The 18,794-nt window shown below is 46.6% G+C and carries 17 protein-coding genes; 6 read left to right on the top strand and 11 right to left on the bottom strand.

Going from position 1 to position 18,794, the window contains the following annotated elements; all coding sequences use genetic code 11:
* Nucleotides 1-167: 167 nt before the first annotated feature.
* From KO537_RS18375 to KO537_RS18365, 3 genes are read left to right on the top strand one after another with little or no spacing between them, the layout of a single operon-like run.
* Nucleotides 168-800, top strand: coding sequence for a paraquat-inducible protein A (locus KO537_RS18375; protein WP_219235242.1), 633 nt, complete (start codon nucleotides 168-170; stop codon nucleotides 798-800).
* Between the two features lies 1 nt (nucleotide 801).
* The gene (locus KO537_RS18370) at nucleotides 802-1,419 is read left to right on the top strand and encodes a paraquat-inducible protein A (RefSeq protein WP_105252657.1); all 618 of its coding nucleotides are present in this window, start codon (nucleotides 802-804) and stop codon (nucleotides 1,417-1,419) included.
* Complete coding sequence (locus KO537_RS18365; RefSeq protein ID WP_219235240.1) at nucleotides 1,406-4,045, top strand: MlaD family protein; 2,640 nt, start codon at nucleotides 1,406-1,408, stop codon at nucleotides 4,043-4,045. The genes KO537_RS18370 and KO537_RS18365 overlap by 14 nt, the downstream gene beginning before the upstream one ends.
* Before the next feature lie 142 nt (nucleotides 4,046-4,187).
* On the opposite strand, the gene KO537_RS18360 is transcribed toward KO537_RS18365, so the two are convergent.
* Nucleotides 4,188-5,414, bottom strand: a complete 1,227-nt coding sequence (locus KO537_RS18360) for a spore maturation protein (protein WP_173244546.1) — start codon at nucleotides 5,412-5,414, stop codon at nucleotides 4,188-4,190.
* Nucleotides 5,415-5,638: 224 nt separating this feature from the next.
* On the opposite strand from KO537_RS18360, the gene rsmF reads away from it, so the two are divergent.
* Nucleotides 5,639-7,081: a 16S rRNA (cytosine(1407)-C(5))-methyltransferase RsmF gene (gene rsmF, locus KO537_RS18355; protein ID WP_217272618.1), complete on the top strand. Its 1,443-nt coding sequence runs from the start codon at nucleotides 5,639-5,641 to the stop codon at nucleotides 7,079-7,081.
* A gap of 242 nt (nucleotides 7,082-7,323) precedes the next feature.
* Here rsmF and KO537_RS18350 read toward each other — a convergent pair whose 3' ends face one another.
* From KO537_RS18350 to apbC, 9 genes are all read right to left on the bottom strand, one after another.
* Nucleotides 7,324-8,112, bottom strand: coding sequence for a YchF/TatD family DNA exonuclease (locus KO537_RS18350; protein WP_173244540.1), 789 nt, complete (start codon nucleotides 8,110-8,112; stop codon nucleotides 7,324-7,326).
* A gap of 133 nt (nucleotides 8,113-8,245) precedes the next feature.
* Nucleotides 8,246-8,572, bottom strand: coding sequence for a PilZ domain-containing protein (locus KO537_RS18345; protein ID WP_028759752.1), 327 nt, complete (start codon nucleotides 8,570-8,572; stop codon nucleotides 8,246-8,248).
* Between the two features lie 6 nt (nucleotides 8,573-8,578).
* Complete coding sequence (gene holB / locus KO537_RS18340) at nucleotides 8,579-9,535, bottom strand: DNA polymerase III subunit delta' (RefSeq protein WP_173244537.1); 957 nt, start codon at nucleotides 9,533-9,535, stop codon at nucleotides 8,579-8,581.
* Entirely contained in the window at nucleotides 9,529-10,155 is a 627-nt protein-coding gene (tmk, locus tag KO537_RS18335) for a dTMP kinase (protein WP_028759750.1), read from the bottom strand. The genes holB and tmk overlap by 7 nt, the downstream gene beginning before the upstream one ends.
* Before the next feature lie 22 nt (nucleotides 10,156-10,177).
* Nucleotides 10,178-11,215, bottom strand: coding sequence for an endolytic transglycosylase MltG (gene mltG / locus KO537_RS18330; protein WP_173244534.1), 1,038 nt, complete (start codon nucleotides 11,213-11,215; stop codon nucleotides 10,178-10,180).
* On the bottom strand, nucleotides 11,212-12,021 hold the full coding sequence (gene pabC, locus KO537_RS18325; RefSeq protein ID WP_173244531.1) for an aminodeoxychorismate lyase: 810 nt from the start codon (nucleotides 12,019-12,021) through the stop codon (nucleotides 11,212-11,214). Before pabC ends, mltG begins: the two co-directional genes overlap by 4 nt.
* Nucleotides 12,022-12,026: 5 nt before the next feature.
* Nucleotides 12,027-12,608 carry a dCTP deaminase gene (gene dcd / locus KO537_RS18320; RefSeq protein ID WP_028759747.1) on the bottom strand — a complete coding sequence of 194 codons (582 nt, stop codon included), beginning with the start codon at nucleotides 12,606-12,608 and terminating at the stop codon, nucleotides 12,027-12,029.
* A 31-nt stretch (nucleotides 12,609-12,639) separates the two neighbouring features.
* Entirely contained in the window at nucleotides 12,640-13,278 is a 639-nt protein-coding gene (gene udk, locus KO537_RS18315) for a uridine kinase (RefSeq protein WP_028759746.1), read from the bottom strand.
* Nucleotides 13,279-13,289: 11 nt separating this feature from the next.
* A complete protein-coding gene (apbC, locus tag KO537_RS18310) occupies nucleotides 13,290-14,405 on the bottom strand; it encodes an iron-sulfur cluster carrier protein ApbC (RefSeq protein ID WP_006086266.1) in 1,116 nt (371 codons plus the stop codon).
* Between the two features lie 160 nt (nucleotides 14,406-14,565).
* On the opposite strand from apbC, the gene metG reads away from it, so the two are divergent.
* Complete coding sequence (gene metG / locus KO537_RS18305) at nucleotides 14,566-16,635, top strand: methionine--tRNA ligase (protein ID WP_219235238.1); 2,070 nt, start codon at nucleotides 14,566-14,568, stop codon at nucleotides 16,633-16,635.
* Nucleotides 16,636-16,931: 296 nt separating this feature from the next.
* On the top strand, nucleotides 16,932-17,888 hold the full coding sequence (locus KO537_RS18300) for an AEC family transporter (protein WP_173244524.1): 957 nt from the start codon (nucleotides 16,932-16,934) through the stop codon (nucleotides 17,886-17,888).
* A gap of 152 nt (nucleotides 17,889-18,040) precedes the next feature.
* Here KO537_RS18300 and KO537_RS18295 read toward each other — a convergent pair whose 3' ends face one another.
* Nucleotides 18,041-18,793: a Nif3-like dinuclear metal center hexameric protein gene (locus KO537_RS18295; protein ID WP_173244521.1), complete on the bottom strand. Its 753-nt coding sequence runs from the start codon at nucleotides 18,791-18,793 to the stop codon at nucleotides 18,041-18,043.
* Nucleotide 18,794: the final 1 nt, after the last annotated feature.

Genomic DNA, 18,794 nt, shown 5'->3' with positions numbered 1-18,794 from the left:
ACATAGATTGAACTTGTGATGCAAGTGTTCTGATTAATCTGATATTATTAGCGTACTTTCGTTGCCAAGATTATAAAAGCGCTAGACGTGGCTGAACAGCTAACTAGCACGACACTTTGCACCGATCTCGCTGTTATTACTCCTATTAGGCTAATATATATTTTTATATGCATGAAAACGCAGCAGAAAATTCAGTAACCCTATGCCGCTCCTGCGATTTAGCAGTCCGCAAACGTGCCTTGCCTAGCGGCGTTAGAGCAATCTGTCCTCGTTGCAGTACTGCACTTTATGACACGCCATACTGCTCTGTGAATGGTATGTTAGCCCTATGTATTTCGGCATTAGTGTTTTATTTCCCTGCTAATTTTTTACCCGTACTCGAGATCCACTTTTTCGGCAGTATTCGTACTACCACGGTTTTCCAAGGGGCATTTGCAGTATTTGACCAAGGCTATTGGGTTGTAGGTGTCGCCGTACTTGCCGCAGCTGTGATAGGTCCAGGCTTATTACTGTTATCGATATTGACACAGATTTTAATTGTGAAATGGGGATTGAGTAGCCTTTTTTGGCGTAACTCATTGAAGCAGTTATTAAAATTTCATGGTATCTTATCGCAGCTCACTATGCTGGAAATTTATGTGATCAGCTTCTTAGTTTCATCATTTCAGCTATCTGATTTTTCGGACATTTATTTTGGTATGGGCACATTTTGCTTCACTATGCTGTTTCTCGTGACCTTGTTTCTACAAAGAGAATACGACTTAGAACATATGTGGACGTTATTGGAAGATCATAGCTGATATGAAACAACAAGGTAAAGATATCGGCCTATGTCTCTGTAAAGTGTGTCGCCAACTCAACAGCAGTGAACTCACGCACTGTCAGCGCTGTGAAACTGAGTTGCACGTCAGAGACTATTCCAGCCTGCAAAAAAGTTGGGCTTTGTTGATTACCGCTGCCATCTTACTGGTGCCAGCCAACATTTACCCTATCACTATGCTGACCAACCAAGGCCAAGTGCGGCACGACACGATTTTTTCGGGCATTTTACATTTAGTGCATTCAGATATGCTGCCTATTGCCATCATAGTGTTTACCGCCAGTATTTTAGTACCATGGATTAAAATCATCGGCTTATCCATTTATCTGTGTGCGATCAGCTTTGACATTCCGATTTCAAAAAAGAAATTGATGGTGGGTTTTCACATCATCGAATGGATTGGCCGCTGGTCAATGCTCGATTTATTTGTCATCTCAATCACAGTGGCATTAGTGAACATGGGACAATTACTCGACGCGAAACCTGCGCCTGCGGCTACCGCATTTGCCTTGGTTATTCTGTTAACTCAGTTAGCCGCAAAAGTTTTAGACACTCGTTTACTCTGGGATCGATTGGAACCTCAAGATGACACAAATTGAATCGCCGAAAGTTGTAAAGAAAAAACTCTTTTCGCCCATTTGGCTGCTTCCTATTGTCGCGTTGGCATTAGGTGCTTGGCTGGGCATTAAGAGCATTAAAGAATCGGGGGTTGAAATTCAAATTCACTTTCCGAGCGCCACTGGGATTGATGTGGGTAAAACCTTAGTCAAATACCAAGGTTTGACTGTCGGTAAAGTGAAAGACATTGGCATAGATGAAGATCTCAAAGGCGTGAACGTCAAGGTCATGATGGACTACCGCGCTAAGCCATTCTTGAATAAAGAAACCCTCTTCTGGCTTGTCACACCTAAAGCAAGTATTACAGGTGTTGAAGGCTTAGATGCGCTGTTTTCGGGTAACTATATTGCCATCCAACCAGGGAAAGGTAATGCCTCGACCTTTTTTGAAGCAGAACGCCAACCGCCGCCGATGCAAATCGGCTCAGAAGGTGTGATGGTCGAATTGACCTCCGATAAACTCGGTTCGCTCGATGTTGGCTCGCCAATATTTTTCCGCCAAATCCCTGTGGGTAGCGTGGTCAGCTATCGTTTAGATGGCAATCAAAGAGTCATTATCAGCGCTTTCATTCAAGAGCAATACGCGCGATTAGTGAAGAAAAATTCTCACTTTTGGAATGTTTCTGGCGTCAAAATTGATGCTTCACTAACTGGAGTTAAAGTCAGTTCAGAGAGTTTGGCGTCCATTCTGGCTGGCGGCGTGAGTTTCAGCTCTGACGATAAAGCAGACATAGCTAAAAACGGTGACGTTTTTTCGCTTTATGATTCAGAAACCACCGCCCTTGGCGGCATAGAAATAAACCTAACCATGGCTGATGCTAACGGTGTCGACAAAGGTACCCGCATCGTTTATCGCGGCATGAGCATTGGCAGTATTTTAAGTAAACAACTCACGTCCAATGGTGTTACAGCCGTGGCTAAGTTTGAACCTCAATACGGTTCACTGTTAACTAACGACGGGGTGTTTTGGCTTGAAGGTGCTGATATTTCCCTCTCAGGCATTAAGAATCCAGAACGCTTACTGACAGGTAGCGTGATCAACTTCCTGCCAGGCATAAACACCAAAAGCGCGGTACCAAGCAGCTTTGCCTTACAATCAAAGGCACCTGATTTACTGCAATCGAAGAAGCGTTTCTTGACCTTAACCTCAGCCGAAAACATGGGCATTTCAGCGGGCGCTCAAGTTCGCTTCAAGCAAATACCCATCGGTTCAGTGCTTGCGGTTAAGTTAACCAAAGATTTATCGGCAGTGGAATACCAACTAGAGCTACAACCTGAGTTTGCCAGTCTAATACGCAGCGACAGCTATTTTGTGCCTGAGTCAGCATTAACGGTAAACGCATCGTTAGACGGTGTCTCAGTCAAAGCAAGGGATTTTACAACGCTCACTCAAGGTGCCGTTAGCTTGATCCAAGGTCACAGCGACACACCTTTAGCTGCTAACAGCGCTCTGACCCTCTTTAGCTCTGTGGATGCCGCGACAGCTTTTTATGATCGTCAGCAGCAAGTGCATTTAACGTTAATCAGTCAAGATGGCGCCGATGTCAGCCAAGGCTCACCGATTTACTATAAAAAAATGCAAATTGGCACAGTTGACTCAGTGAACTGGCAAAGCAAAACCGAAGACTTCACTATCAAGCTCGCTATCGACAAACAGTTTCAACCCTTGCTGAAAAAGCCAAAAGTATTCTGGCGTAACAGCGCCGTGGATATCAGTGCCAGTCTTGCCGGTATTGATGTCGCCGTTGCCCCGCTACAAGGAGCATTAAAGGGCAGCATCAGTCTGGGACTGCTTGATAGCAATGACAAAGTGAGCAATACAATCCCGTTAAAACTCTATGAGAGCAAGCAGTTGGCATTAACTCAGGCGCAGGCAATTCGCCTCACATTACCCGCCTCCAGCAAGCTTACGGCCAAGGCAGCGATTCGTTATCAAGGTCATCAAGTGGGTGAAGTGTCGCAGGTGAAGCTCAATGCGGATCTCAATACACTCACAGCTAGCGCATATCTCTACGGGGAATATGCCGAACATTTCAGCCGCAGTGACTGTGAATATCATTTAGTGGATGCACAAATTTCTCTGGCGGGGATCAAAGCGCCAGAAACGCTGATCACAGGTCCTTACATAGGAGTCTTACCGGGTAAGGGCAGTCAAAAAGCGACCCAGTTTGTTGCCAACCTCGCTGCCAGCAGCTATGCCAATGTTGCCGAAGATGCGCTGAAATTCATTCTAGAAGATACTAGCCTAGGCTCAATGAAAGTCGGCACACCTATCTTCTTCAGAGGGATTAAAGTCGGTCAAATCGACGGTTATAGCCTATCGACACAGGGGAATAGTGTATTGATGCAGGCCCATATCGAGGCACAGTACAGTCACTTAGTGAATCAAAGCAGTCAGTTCTGGGATGCCTCAGGGATTAAAGTCGATGTAGGCCTCTTCTCTGGTGCCCAAATCGAAGCGGGCTCGCTGGAAACCTTACTCGCTGGCGGCATCAATGTGGCGACTAAGGACACGACTCAAGAGGGTAATCATTTAGCGACTGGCACAGTATTAAGATTACAACACAAAGCCGAAAACGAATGGCAGCAATGGGCACCAGCCCAGTAATTTTTTTCATCAAAATACTTACACCAACGCACTAATATTAAAGCTCTTATAAATAAATCAGGCGCATAATGCGCCTGATTTATTTTTAGCTTCTCTCGCAATGTTATTGGGACATTCTAGATCGCTCAATACTCTAGCCCCCTTATCCATAAAACCAATAACAAACAGCAATCGCGGCGCTGATCCCAGCAAAGTCCGCAGTTAAACCGCAAGCCAAGGCGTGGCGTCCATGGCGAATACCCACAGAACCAAAATACACAGCGAGAACATAGAAAGTGGTTTCAGTGCTACCCTGAAAAATCGCCGCTAATCGACCCGCAAAGGAATCTACTCCGTGGTGATCCATTGTCTCAAGCATCATGGCTCTGGCGCCTGAGCCACTAAAAGGTTTCATCAGCGCGGTCGGCATAGCATCGACAAAACGCGTATCAAAACCTAATATCCGCACACCAGTGGCAATCAAGTGCAACAGATAATCCAAGGCGCCGGATGCACGCAGTAAACCAATCGCTAATAGCATGGCGAGCAAATAAGGGATCAATTGGATGGATTGGGCAAAACCCGCCTTCGCCCCATCAATAAACTCATCATAAACCGCCACCTTGCGAATGCCCGCAACAATCACGAAGGTAAATACCAATAACAGCAAAATACCATTGCCCATTGCCGTCGACACAGTGCCAATGGCCTCAGCACTTAAGGTCATCAGATAAAAACCACTCGCCACTAATCCTGAGAGCATCAAGGCGCCATAACCGAGCACCACTGAGTTTAATAATGAAATTCGCTGCACTAACGCCACAACCAGCAAGCCCGCCAATGTCGATGCCGAAGTAGCCAGTAAAATCGGCAAGAAAATATCCGCAGGCGCAGCGGCACCTTGCTGGGCACGGTAAAGGAATACCGTCACAGGCACTAAGGTCACAGAGGAAGTATTGAGTACTAAAAATAAGATTTGCGCATTCGTCGCCACGGTTTTTAGCGGATTTAAACTCTGCAAATCATGCATCGCCTTTAAACCAAGTGGTGTGGCAGCATTATCTAACCCAAAGATATTCGCTGTTAAATTCATCGTGATACTGCCAAAGGCCGGATGCCCCTTGGGCACTTCAGGCATCAAACGGCGCAGTAATGGCTCAAACACAAAGGCAATAGCGCCGACAACGCCAGCCTTTTCTCCTACCTGCATCAATCCCATCCACAGAGAAAGCACGCCAATCAGCCCAAGGGAAATTTCAGCGGCAAGCTTAGCGCTAGCAAATAATGCGACGACCGAAGCCGATAGGACTTCTATGTGCCCATTGAACAGTTGCACCGCTATTGCCAGCAATGCCGTGATAAAAAAAGCCAACCACACACGATTCAGCACGCTAATCCCCTTATTTTTATTTGTTTTTATTCTATTAGCTCATGGCTACTGAGTGCTAGCTTTATGGCGACTCATTCTGATATCGCTGAAATCGTCAAAGTATAAACATTAAATCACAATAGCAGCCTTGGCTGCTCGGGAGAAAATCTCAGACCCAATAAGGGATTATGATATACTCGCGCCAGTTGATACACAGTCTATTTTCCTATGGTTCAATGAAATCAATGGTCCAATTAAATCAAAATTTTATCGATACAATCACCCAAGAGCTCCCCGCCCATTTATCCATGGACGAGTTTATTGCCGCCTGCGACAGGCCGCTTAGACGTTCAATTCGGGTCAATACCTTAAAAATCAGCAGTGACGACTTTAAGACCTTGATGCAACCTAAGGGCTGGACGTTCGATCCTATTCCTTGGTGTGAAGACGGATTTTGGATCAGTTACGAAGAAGAACAACTCGGCAATGCCTTAGAGCACATTCAGGGCCTATTCTACATTCAAGAAGCCAGCTCTATGTTGCCGCCGACCGCACTTTTTACACCGAATGCACATTGGCAGTGCGTACTCGATCTCGCCTCCGCACCCGGTTCAAAAACCACTCAAATGGCCGCATTGATGCGAAACCAAGGCTTATTGGTGGCTAATGAGTATTCGGCGAGCCGCGTGAAAGTATTGCACGCCAATGTGCTGCGCATGGGCGCGAGCCACTGCGCCCTCACTCATTTCGATGGCCGTGTATTTGGCGAATACCTGTACGAAAGTTTTGATGCCGTGCTTATCGATGCGCCCTGTGGCGGTGAAGGCACAGTGCGTAAAGACACCGATGCTCTAAAACACTGGAGCCTAGACGATGTGCTGGCGATTAGCGAAACCCAAAAAGCCTTAATCGAATCGGCGTTTCTCGCCCTGAAACCCGGTGGCAGTTTGGTCTACTCAACCTGCACCTTAAACCGCCTCGAAAACCAAGGCGTGTGCGAGTATTTAAAGCAAGTCTACGGCGATGCGGTGCAGTTTGAATCCTTAAGCGATTTATTTGATGGTGCAGATCGAGCTACAACGCCCGAAGGCTTCTTACATGTCTGGCCACAGATTTACGACAGTGAAGGTTTCTTTGTCGCTAAATTGACAAAAACCGCCTCAGTGCCGCGTTTACAACCAGAGCCTACACTACAGAAAAATTTTCCCTTCACGCCCGCATCAGCGAAACAAGCCCAAGGGATCAAAGACTATTTTCAGCAGGATTTAGGCATCAGCTTACCGGACGAACTCATCATGGTTCGCGATGATGAATTCTGGCTATTTCCGCATGAATTCAACGCTTTTATCGGCCGTATGCGCTTTCAGCGTATTGGTATTAAACTCGCCGATAACAGTAAACACGGCTTTAAAGTCCGCCATGAAGCGATTATTGCATTAGCAGGAAAACAACTCAGCCCAACCGCAAAAACGGTCGATGTGAGCGATGTTGAAGCGAAAGAGTATTTGATGGGGCGAGATATTGCCCTAAACACCGCAGTGAAAGCTCAAGGTGAAGTGATCGTCTGTTATGGCGGTGCACCATTAGGCATGGCGAAACATTTAGGCAATAAGTTAAAAAACAACCTACCCAGAGACTTAGTGAAAGATAAAGTGTTACTACTACCAGAACAGGCGAAATCGTTATAATTTCGCTGTTTTTTAGCGATAAATAACCTAAAAAAGGGGGAAAGTGAGCGCGACTATAAGACAAAAGCTCGACTACACTCAGTCTATTGTAAAGCGCACTGCATGGCGCTTTCACCTGTAGCGCACGGCTCTTCAATGAGCCATTCCCCTAGGCCCAAGCAGCTTTAATCGTTTTGGGCCTTTTTTTATGCCTGTACGCTAACAATCACACAATCGCATAAAGTGATTCAAAGCACTTGCAGCTAACGGCCAACTAAACGCGCTGCATCTTTGAATAAATTAAAGAAGTTATTGCTGGTGTATTCAGCAAGATCTTCGTAACGCTCACCTCTAAGCTCTGCCACAAACTCAGCCACATCACGCACATAGGCAGGCTGATTTTCTTGTCCACGGTGTGGGATCGGCGCCAAATAAGGCGAGTCCGTTTCAACTAGCAGACGATCCTGAGGCACTTTGCGAATAACGGTTCGCAGATCACCCGCATTTTTAAAAGTGACTATGCCAGAAACCGAAATATAAAAGCCGAGATCAATCGCCGCTTTCGCCATCTCCCAGTTCTCGGTAAAGCAATGCAGCACGCCGCCAACGTTATCCGCGTTACCCTGCTTAAGCATAGTGATCGTGTCTTCACGTGCATCACGGGTATGGACAATTAGAGGTTTATTCACTTCTACCGCAAGGGCAATCTGCTGCTCAAAACATTGTTGTTGCAGCAGTTTAGTTTCGTCGGCATAAAAATAATCTAACCCCGTTTCACCAATCGCGACCACTTTAGGATCGGTGGCAAAGCGACGAATTTGCTCAACATCGAGGCCTTCTTTAACGTCTAATGGATGCACACCCGATGACAAAAATACCTGTTCGAAGGCTGCAACTTTATCTCGCATCGATTCAAATCCCTGCTGGCGTACATTCACGCACAACATATAGTCCACGCCACGAGCTTTAGCATTAGCAAGAATCTGTTCTAAGGTTTGTTGATCAGGCGCCGCTTTGAGGCGATCGAGATGGCAGTGTGAATCAATAAGCACAAGGATTTCCAAGCAGAGTAACAAAGGACGACAAGGATACCCAGCCAAGAGATCGAGGTCAAATTCAACAGAAGTAAATAGCCAGTTTAGGCAGTGAACAAACGTTTAAACCAGATCAATAATGCAGGCTAAGCTACATAGTGCAGGTTAGATCGCCGGAGGCGAGTTCGCGGGACAGTAACTTTTCGATATGGTGTTTATGGCTATCTGGCTCAGAAATAATTTTAATGCCAATCCCCACAGGGCGGCCACCCGACGCTCCTAAGGGATTAATCCACACCACAACACCACGAAATTCATTAGTGAGGGTTGCGCCGGGTAAACGATACGCAATCGTCAGCGGTTGGCCAAGATAATGACTTTCACTGGTCGCAATAAATAATCCTGCCGGCTTAATAAAAGGCATATAGGCACGATATAACTGATGTAAAGTATCAAAATTAACGACGAGATCTACCATGGCATATTACTTATTTGTTATCTCTCTATATTCTAAGACATAACTTTGACACAGGGCCAGATAATTGACGCTCGGCATTGTGCTTAAGCTATGACACATTCCCATGATCTTAGCCGCCAAATTCCCGAGCTGCGCATGAACAAACGCATCTTGATGGCTATTTTTCAGTAAAACCTGTCGTATAAGTAGGTACAAAACCTTAAGAACATCAATTATTTGTTGTTCACTTATTATTAACAAACTAGCACACAGATGACCAGACGACAAACTTTGTGCCCAATCTTTGCGAAATTGTAGCAAGGATTGATACCGACTCTGTTGGCTACCCTCAGACTGCAAACTCTCAGCCAACTTTAACGGCCCCCCCACCACACTCAAACACCAAGTCACATCCTCTTGAATACCACATCGCTGGGCAAGCCAGTTTTTGATGACCTCTCGACTCGGAACGACAAAGGGAATGCGTTGACAACGACTGCTAACCGTCGCCATCAAACGTGCAGGCGTATCCGACTGCAAAATCAGTAAGGTGTCTTTACCTGGCTCCTCAAGGGTTTTAAGGAGTGCGTTCGCGGCTGCGGAGTTAAGACGCTCGCTGTGGTGGATAATCGCTACACGCCTGCCACTTTGCTGTGCGGTGGCTGTCAGACGCGTACACAGCTCACGAATTTGATCGACTTTAATTTGATTGCCATCGGCGGCGATATGATAAAAATCAGGATGATTGCCCGCATCATAGAGCTGACAAGACTTACAAAAACCGCACGCTCCCACAGGCGTTGGCTGCAAACACATAGCCGCGCGCGCCATAAACACACTCAGCAACTCACCACCATAGGCTGAATCAATGCCCACGAGTTGTGCGTGAGGTATTTTTTGACGCGCTAATTGCGCTAAAAATGCCTGTCTTGGCCCTTCGAGCCAAGGTAATTGCTCAGCCGTAAATCCGGACTCGGCTACCATACCATCGCCTGAAGCACGGCTAAGATATCTTTGTGCACTTCAGCCATAGTTTGGCTCGCGTCTATAACCACGATACTGTCATCTTCGCTGGCAAGTTTGAGATATGTAGCGCGTGCTCGCTCAAAGAAATCAATCGCTTGTTGCTCAATTCTATCAAGCTCACCACGTTTAGCTGCACGGGTAAGCCCAAGCTTAGGATCTAAATCTAAGTACAAAGTAAGATCGGGTTTAAATCCCTTTAGTGTTGCAGTGCTCACCGCTTCCACTAACGGCATTAAACCTCTGCCACCACCTTGATAAGCTAATGACGATAGATTATGTCTATCACCCAATACCCATTGCCCTTGCGCAAGCGCGGGCTTTATGACATTAGCAACCAACTGAGCTCTGGCAGCATAAATGAGTAAACACTCGGCCTCATCACACAGGGGATCGTTCGCATCGGCAATCTTAACTAAATCACGGATACGTTCAGCCAATGGTGTACCGCCCGGTTCGCGGGTGCAAATCGGTGCTTTACCCGTATGTTTTTCAATAAAGTCGCGAATAAGGTTAATCGCACTCGACTTACCTGCGCCTTCTAAACCTTCAATAACGATAAATTTTGCAAAAACTGACATTGGATTTTCTTTCTCTGCATTTTTACTTTGGGGATTTTTCTGGCGTCGCTGGTTTTATCTTACGCTGATAGACGTCTACGGCGTGATTGTGTTCTTCAAGCGTGGTTGAAAACACATGGGTGCCATCGTTGCGCGATACAAAATAAAGGTAACTCACACTGGCGGGCTTAGACACGGCCATCAATGAGGCTTTACTCGGTGCAGCTATCGGCGTCGGCGGCAATCCAAAGATGCGATAAGTATTAAAAGGCGTCTCTTCGACTAAATCTTTGCGGGTGATATTACCCTTATAGCGATCACCCATGCCGTAAATAACGGTCGGATCGGTTTGCAGACGCATACCTAGGTTAAGACGATTAACAAATACACCGGCGATTTGCTCACGCTCATGGGCTTGGCCGGTTTCCTTTTCAACTATCGATGCCAAAATCAGCATTTCATAGGGCGATTTTAACGGCAAATTTGGCGCCCGTTCTGCCCACGCTTTGGCAAGCTCCTGCTCCATCATTTTATAGCTTTGAGTCAGCATGACTTTAGCATCCGCCTCGGCGGTATAATGATAAGTGTCGGGGAAGAATTTTCCTTCAGGCAAACCAGAATCATCGCCTTGTGCCATCAATACCGCAGCAAAAGCTTCTGGTGACATTTGTAAATGCGGAGCACTGGTAAGCTGTTGTTCCCATTCCACAATAGTTTTACCTTCAACTAAGGTCAAACTGAAGGTTTTTACTTTCCCAGCGATCAAATCATTGAGTAAATCAGTAATCGTTTGTGAAGGTGATATTTCATAAAGTCCCGTGCGAATTTTGGCAAGCTCAGGACGAAACTTAAGTAGCCACTTGAGTTTCCACGTATCTTGAATAACGCCGTCATCGGCAAGTTGCTGCGCCAGTTGATTTACACTGGTGCCGCGTTCAACCTTCAACTCTTTAGGCTCGCTGAGACTCAGCGGCGTTTGACTGTATTCGACAACCGTTTGATAGCCCCAAAAGGCACCCAAACAGACTAAGGTTAGCAAGGTCAACAGGGTTGAACTGGCGATAATAATGATTTTTTTCATAGAGTGAGTGAAAGTGTCTGTCTAAGTTGCGCGGTAATCGGAGCACGGGTGAACTTGAGCGAGTCTATCGCCAGTACATCCACAATCCCTAAAACGCTGTTAGTGATAAACGCTGAGTCAAATTCGATTAAACGCTCGGCGCCAACGGGCAAACATTCGATATTCATGTTCTGTTCAAGCAAGGCCAACATTATCTGTTCGCGCATCACACCCGCCACGCCACACAGGGCTAATGAAGGCGTGATAATGCGATTATCTTTGATAAAAAACACATTCGCCATCGAAGATTCAATCACATTCTCCTCGATATCTTTGACTAACCAGTCATCAAATCCCTGCGGTAAAGAGTGTGATTTAATCAAAACTTGTTCGAGTCGATTTAAATGCTTCATCCCTGCCAACAGAGGCTGCAAACCCAATCGTACCGACGAAGTTTTAAGGCTAATACCCTGTTGCTGCCACTGAGCATAATGACCGGGGATAGTATGAACTGAGACGATTTCGGTAGGATTAACATTTTCTGGCGGTGTATAGCCACGACCACCAACACCACGGGAAACGATTAACTTAATGCAATGATGCGGATATTCAATGGCTAAGATATTCAGTTGCTGTTGCAATGCTTCACTCATTTGCCATTGAAATCCAAGCCTTGCGGCGCTTGCGGTTAAACGGGCTTGATGGGCTTCAAAAAAAATAATCCCCTCAGCGTCCGTTCGCATCGTTGCAAACAGACCATCACCGTAGGCAAGCCCTCGATCGGAAGGGTCGACACTTGCCTGCGATGCGCCATTCACCCAGAACACGCGTGTTAGTCCTGACTGATACGGCTAGCCACCGCTTCTTGCTGATCTTTGTACTTGGCACTTTTACGGGTGTTATAAGGACGTGCAACCGCATGATTTAAGCGTTCAAAGTTAAGCGCACCTATAGTCATGCGTGGGCGCAAGGCTAAAGGTAACTTGCCGCTGTTATAAAACTCGAGCACAATTTTACCTTGCCAACCCGGATCGATACGGTGCGCCGTTACGTGTACCATCAGGCCTAAACGCGCTAGAGACGAACGGCCATCAAGCCAACCGACGATATCAGCAGGTAAAGTTACGCTCTCGTAAGTCACAGCCAAAGCCAATTCTCCAGGATGCAAGAAAAATGCTTCGCCATCGGGGATTTCGATAATCTCACTCATCACCCGATCAAGCGCCGCTTGCATCTCAGCACTTGGACCACTCAAGTCGATAAAAGGCGCGGTATGATCTTTAAAGACGCGAAACTGTCCACCTAAGCGCACATCAACACTGACGCCTGAAATAGCTTCTATGCCTGGGCGAGGTTCTATTACGATAGTGCCGTTATCAAGGGCCTGTTCAATTTCGATATCGGTTAAGCGCATCTTGCCTATTACTCCTTGAGTTTTTATGTCGTTATTTTGCCAGTAAATGTTGGATACGAGTCTTTAAAATATCAGTCGCAATACGATTTTTGCCGCCACGGGGAACGATAATATCAGCGTATTGTTTCGAGGGTTCGATAAACTGTAAGAACATAGGACGCACGGTTTTCTTGTACTGTGAAATCACAGATTCCATCGTACGGCCGCGCTCGGCCACATCACGAGTTAAGCGACGTAGGAAACAAATGTCCAGCGGCGTGTCCATAAACACACTCGCGTCCATCAGAGCACGTAACTTAGGATCGGTCAGCAATAAGATACCTTCTAAAATGATCACCTTTTTCGGTGTCATCTTTAAGGTTTCTGCAGTGCGTGTATGTTCTGTATAGCTATAACAAGGGATATCAACAGCTTCGCCAGACTTGAGCAACTGTAAATGCGTGCACAGCAGTTGATGGTCCAGCGCTTTTGGATGATCGTAATTCGTTAATACCCGTTCATCCATGGATAAATGACTCTGATCGCGATAGTACGCGTCTTCATTAATTACCCCAATTTGATCTGTGCCTAAATCGCGGCGCAATTCGTCAAAAATCGTTTTGGCAATTAAACTTTTGCCCGATGCTGACGCGCCAGCAATTGCAATAATGACACACTGCTGAGAATTCATACCCTTAAACCTTACTCGTCATCTGAAACACTAATAGAAACTGTTTTCTGGCTTTGTTTTAAAGCCAATTCTGCGCCCACTTTACGGGCAATTTCCCGATAAAGAGCTGCGACTTCACTGTCGGGATCGGCAACGACGGTCGGCGCACCATTATCCATGGCTTCACGGATATTAATGTGCAGCGGCAAAGCGCCTAACAGTGGAACTTGATAGCGTTCAGCGATTTTACTGCCGCCGTGTGTTCCAAATGGATGTTCTTTATGACCACACTCAGGACATAAATGGAAACTCATGTTCTCGACTATACCCAGCACAGGAATGTTCACTTTCTGGAACATATTGATGCCCTTCTTGGCATCAGCCAGCGCGATATCCTGCGGTGTAGTTACGATAACAGCGCCGCTCACAGGGACTTTTTGCGATAACGTGAGCTGAATATCCCCTGTGCCTGGTGGCATATCAACGACTAAATAATCCAGTTCTGGCCATTGGGTTTCATTCAGTAACTGGGCCAACGCGCCCGCAGCCATTGGGCCACGCCACACGGCAGCTTCATCACCACTGAGCATAAAACCAATCGACTGCGCGGCAATACCATGGGCACTGGCGGCTGTCATATGTTTGCCATCGGGGGAAAGCGGTCTGAAATTAGGAATACCTAACATCATAGGCACTGACGGGCCGTAAATATCCGCATCGAGAATACCCACCTGCGCACCTTCAGCCGCTAATGCCAAGGCTAAGTTCACCGCTGTGGTTGACTTACCCACGCCGCCCTTACCTGAGGCTACGGCAATCACTTGCTTCACATTGGCAATCGGCGCAATAGAAGATAACGCTGAGTAGGCTTTAGGTTGAAAATCGATTTCACACTCGACTTCATCAATAGCATCGAGCACCGCTAACTTATTCGTCAGCGCCATGACAGTGTCGCGATACTGAGTCATACAAGGGTATGGATAGACTAAGCCAAGCTGCAAACGCTTACCTTCCAATGCCAGCTTATTTACGCATCCTGCGCTCACTAACCCTTTCGCGAGATACGGGTCAACAAATGAATCGAGAATAGCCAGAACTGGCCCGAGAAGATCGTCATTTAAACGATAATCAGTTTGAGTTGAAGACAAAAGAATTACCCCCACCAATAAATTTGCCCAAGTGTACCAGATAATGCAGAAAACATTAGCGCAGATTTAGCTCAATTGGCTCAGGTTTTGATGAAAATCATCCTGTAATCGGTTAGTATCTCTACCAATATTTTTGGCCCACCACGATATTTGAGACAAGATGGCAACTTCACAACGTAAAATTCTCGTGACCAGCGCACTTCCCTATGCAAACGGACCGATACATTTAGGTCACATGCTGGAATACATACAGACAGATATCTGGTCGCGTTATCAAAAGCTTCGTGGACATGAGTGCCACTATATTTGTGCCGATGACGCCCATGGCACGCCAATCATGCTTAAAGCACAGCAATTAGGCATAGCGCCAGAAGACATGATTGCCCAAGTGAACAAAGAACATCAGCAGGATTTTGCCGATTTCAATATCGCCTTCGATAACTATCACAGCACCCACAGCGATGAAAACCGCGTACTGGCGAGTGATATTTATCTCAAGCTACGTGCGAATGGCTATATCAAGAGCAAGAGTATTTCTCAGCTGTTCGATCCTGAGAAATCCATGTTCCTGCCAGACCGCTTCGTAAAAGGCACTTGTCCTAAGTGTAAGTCACCGGATCAATACGGCGATAACTGTGATGCCTGCGGCGCGACTTACAGCCCAACTGAGCTCATCAATCCAAAATCAGCGGTATCGGGTGCGACACCAGTGATGAAAGACACTGAGCACTTTTTCTTCGACCTGCCCGCCTTCGAAGGCATGCTAAAAGAGTGGACTCGCTCTGGTGCCCTGCAAGTCGAAATGGCCAATAAACTCAACGAATGGTTCGAGCAAGGATTGCAGCAATGGGATATCACCCGTGATGCACCGTATTTTGGTTTCGAAATTCCCGATGCGCCAGGTAAGTATTTCTACGTTTGGCTAGATGCGCCTATTGGTTATATGGGTTCGTTCAAAAACCTCTGTGACAAACGCCCTGAGCTGAGCTTTGAGGAATTCTGGGGCAAAGATTCAACCGCCGAGGTTTATCACTTCATCGGTAAAGACATAGTCTACTTCCACAGTCTGTTTTGGCCTGCCATGTTACACGGCTCTGGTTACCGCCAGCCAAACAGCGTCTATGCCCACGGCTATGTGACGGTCAACGGCGCTAAGATGTCAAAATCCAAAGGCACTTTCATCAAGGCGCGAACTTATTTAGATCATTTAGATCCTGAATATTTACGTTACTACTACGCCGCCAAACTCAGCAGCCGTATCGACGATTTAGATTTAAATCTCGAAGATTTCGCCCAGCGCGTGAATTCAGACTTAGTCGGTAAGCTAGTGAACTTAGCCTCGCGCACCGCAGGTTTTATCACTAAACGTTTCGATGGCAAGCTAGCGAAAATTAACGACACCACACTGACTGAGGCGTTTCTAGCCAAGCAAGAGGTGATTGCCGAATTTTACGAAGGCCGCGAATACGGCAAAGCAATGCGCGAAATCATGGCACTGGCGGATATTGCTAACGGTTTTGTAGCCGATGCTGCACCTTGGCAAATGGTGAAACATGACGATCAACAGGAAGCGGCCCATCAAGTGTGTTCAAATGCCTTGAATCTGTTCCGTATTCTCGTGACGTATCTCAAACCTGTATTGCCACGTTTAGCCCAAGATGTGGAAGCCTTCTTCCAACTACCGCTCACTTGGAATGCATTGAACCAAGATTTAGCGGGTCATGAAATCGCGCCATTCAAAGCCATGATGCAACGTGTTGAGCTGGATAAAGTCAATGCTATGGTTGCCGACTCTAAGGATAACCTGCAAGTCACGGCCGATGCACCAAAGACGGCTGCGCCTGAAAAAACAGCTAAAGTTTCATCGGTTAGTAGTGAGCCACTGATTGACGATCCTATCAGTGAGACCATCAACTTTGATGATTTTGCGAAAATCGACCTGCGTATCGCTCGTATCGTGAAAGCCGAGCATGTTGCTGACGCCGACAAGTTACTGAAGTTACAACTCGACATCGGTGGCGAAACACGCCAAGTGTTTGCAGGGATCAAATCGGCCTATTCGCCAGAAGACCTTGAAGGCAAACTAACTGTGATGGTGGCTAACTTAGCGCCACGTAAGATGCGTTTTGGCATGTCAGAAGGCATGGTTTTGGCCGCTGGCCCTGGTGGCAGCGACCTGTGGATTTTAGAACCCCATGAAGGCGCACAGCCTGGCATGCGGGTTAAGTAATCTGCGCTAGATAACGCTCGAAAAATCAATAAGGCCGCATTTTATGTGGCCTTATTTGTTGGTATCGATTGTTTGAGCCGATTCGTTGCTTCGAGTGTCACTTTGTCTTTTAAAAGACTGAGTTTACGCCACTAAGTTTAGCCGACAGGTTTAATCGAATGCTTTAAGTGACAGGTTTCAGAAAACGAGTTAATGCTCGTATTTCTATCGACAAGGCATTCGCTGCAGTGTGATATTCATATCTGTGACAGGTCTAAAATCGACGCGGTGTTCAGTGAGTCATTCGAGGAGTAGTTATGGGAAATATCGTTGAGCAGTTGCTGTTTTCTGCCTCGATTACGGGTCCAATCTGTTTGATGTTAGCGCTCGGTATGATCCTAAAACGCACCCAAATCATCAATGAAAACTTTATTGATGTCGCCTCAAAATTAGTCTTTAACGTGACGCTGCCAGCCTTGCTGTTCCTTAGCATCATTAGCTCAAATCACGATCTCGCCTCCAGTGCGCCCTTAATTGGCTATGGTTTAGCAGCCAATTTCCTGTTTTTTATACTCTCCACCTATGCAACTGGGCGGCTATTTCCCAAGCACAAAGACCAAGGAGTGATCATTCAAGGGGGTTTTAGGGCTAATACCGCCATTATCGGCTTAGCTTATGTTTCCAACGCCTATGGGAGTTCTGGTGTTGCCTTAGCCGCGGTCTATGTTGCCTCGATGACGCTGCTGTATAACATTCAAGCGGTTATTTGCCTAAGCCCTAAAGGCGAAGAATCCAGCCAACGTGCATTTGGCGTGATCATCAAGACCATCACCAAAAACCCGTTGATCATTGCCATTATGGCAGGCATCTTTTTCTATTTGCTTGCTATTCCAGTACCGAAAATGGTGCTCGATGCGGGACAATACTTTGCCAATATGACCCTCCCATTAGCGCTACTGTGTACCGGTGGTTCGCTCGATGTTGGTTCACTCAAACATGAAAAGCATACAACTTGGTTCTCGAGCGCATTGAAACTGATCTTTGCCCCGCTTTTTATCACTATTGGGGCCTTGCTGTTGGGTTATCGAGGAATTGAGTTAGCAATGGTCTTTTTAATGAGTTCTGCGCCCACCGCAGCCGCAAGCTATGTGATGGCGCGCGCCATGGGTGGCAATGCGCCCCTTGCGGCCAATATTATTGCGCTAACCACAGTCTGCTCGCTGATCACGTGCACCTTAGGCATCTTTGTATTGTCTACTTTGGAGCTGATCTAGCAGCAGCTACGAGCTGATTACACAAACGCTAGAGAAAGGGATTTAAGTGACTATAAGTAATAATAAACCACAATAAAAAAGGCGAGCCATGCTCGCCTTTCGTTTAGGAATAAAACAGTTAGATGGTCATCATAAGCCGCTTTATGAATGGATTAGACCGGATTGGTGATATCCACAAAATGGTGCACGAGATCAAACTCGCGGGCGAGGTGACGGCCTAAGGCTTGAATGCCAAAACGTTCTGTCGCATGGTGCCCCGCCGCAAAATAATGTATGCCCTGCTCTACCGCACTATGGAACGTTCGCTCGGACACTTCGCCACTGATAAACGCATCCACACCTAAATTCGCCGCAACATCGATATAATCCTGTGCGCCACCAGTACACCAAGCTAAATGTTGGATCTTTGCATCGCCATCACCAATATGCAGTGGGGCTCTGCCTAACGCATTCTCAAGGGTGTGAGAAAATTCGCTAGCACTGACTGCAAGATCAAGTTTTCCACGCCACAGTAGCCCCTGAGCCACCTCTTCGATGGCTTCTGCGTCAATGATCCCAAGCTGCCTCCCCAAAGTCGCGTTATTACCGAGCATTGGGTGGGCATCTAAGGGTAAATGATATCCAAACAAGCTAATATCATGCTTGAGCAGCGCCTTAATTCGGCGTTGTTTCATGCCTGTGATCACTTCAGGCTCATTCTTCCAAAAAAAGCCGTGATGAACCAATATCGCATCGGCGTTTAATCGAATCGCTTCATCGATCAAGGCCTGACACGCTGTCACGCCCGTGACTAAGGTGCGGATCTCATCCTTGCCTTCTACCTGCAGCCCATTGGGTGCGTAATCCTTAAAGGCCGACACATGTAAAAAATCGGCTAAATATTGGCTTAGTTCTGTCCGTGTCATT

The sequence above is a fragment of the Shewanella sp. NKUCC01_JLK genome, assembly GCF_019345615.1.
In the GTDB taxonomy this organism is placed as follows: Bacteria; Pseudomonadota; Gammaproteobacteria; order Enterobacterales; family Shewanellaceae; genus Shewanella; species Shewanella oncorhynchi.
Note: the sequence above shows the minus strand (reverse complement) of the source record. Positions and strands in the feature narration are given on the sequence as shown.

Coding starts and splice junctions, on each gene's coding strand:
- KO537_RS18375 (WP_219235242.1), top strand. CDS start 168: ATGCATGAAAACGCAGCAGAAAATTCAGTAACCCTATGCCGCTCCTGC.
- KO537_RS18370 (WP_105252657.1), top strand. CDS start 802: ATGAAACAACAAGGTAAAGATATCGGCCTATGTCTCTGTAAAGTGTGT.
- KO537_RS18365 (WP_219235240.1), top strand. CDS start 1,406: ATGACACAAATTGAATCGCCGAAAGTTGTAAAGAAAAAACTCTTTTCG.
- rsmF (WP_217272618.1), top strand. CDS start 5,639: ATGGTCCAATTAAATCAAAATTTTATCGATACAATCACCCAAGAGCTC.
- KO537_RS18345 (WP_028759752.1), bottom strand. CDS start 8,572: ATGGTAGATCTCGTCGTTAATTTTGATACTTTACATCAGTTATATCGT.
- holB (WP_173244537.1), bottom strand. CDS start 9,535: ATGGTAGCCGAGTCCGGATTTACGGCTGAGCAATTACCTTGGCTCGAA.
- tmk (WP_028759750.1), bottom strand. CDS start 10,155: ATGTCAGTTTTTGCAAAATTTATCGTTATTGAAGGTTTAGAAGGCGCA.
- mltG (WP_173244534.1), bottom strand. CDS start 11,215: ATGAAAAAAATCATTATTATCGCCAGTTCAACCCTGTTGACCTTGCTA.
- dcd (WP_028759747.1), bottom strand. CDS start 12,608: ATGCGCTTAACCGATATCGAAATTGAACAGGCCCTTGATAACGGCACT.
- udk (WP_028759746.1), bottom strand. CDS start 13,278: ATGAATTCTCAGCAGTGTGTCATTATTGCAATTGCTGGCGCGTCAGCA.
- metG (WP_219235238.1), top strand. CDS start 14,566: ATGGCAACTTCACAACGTAAAATTCTCGTGACCAGCGCACTTCCCTAT.
- KO537_RS18300 (WP_173244524.1), top strand. CDS start 16,932: ATGGGAAATATCGTTGAGCAGTTGCTGTTTTCTGCCTCGATTACGGGT.
- KO537_RS18295 (WP_173244521.1), bottom strand. CDS start 18,793: ATGACACGGACAGAACTAAGCCAATATTTAGCCGATTTTTTACATGTG.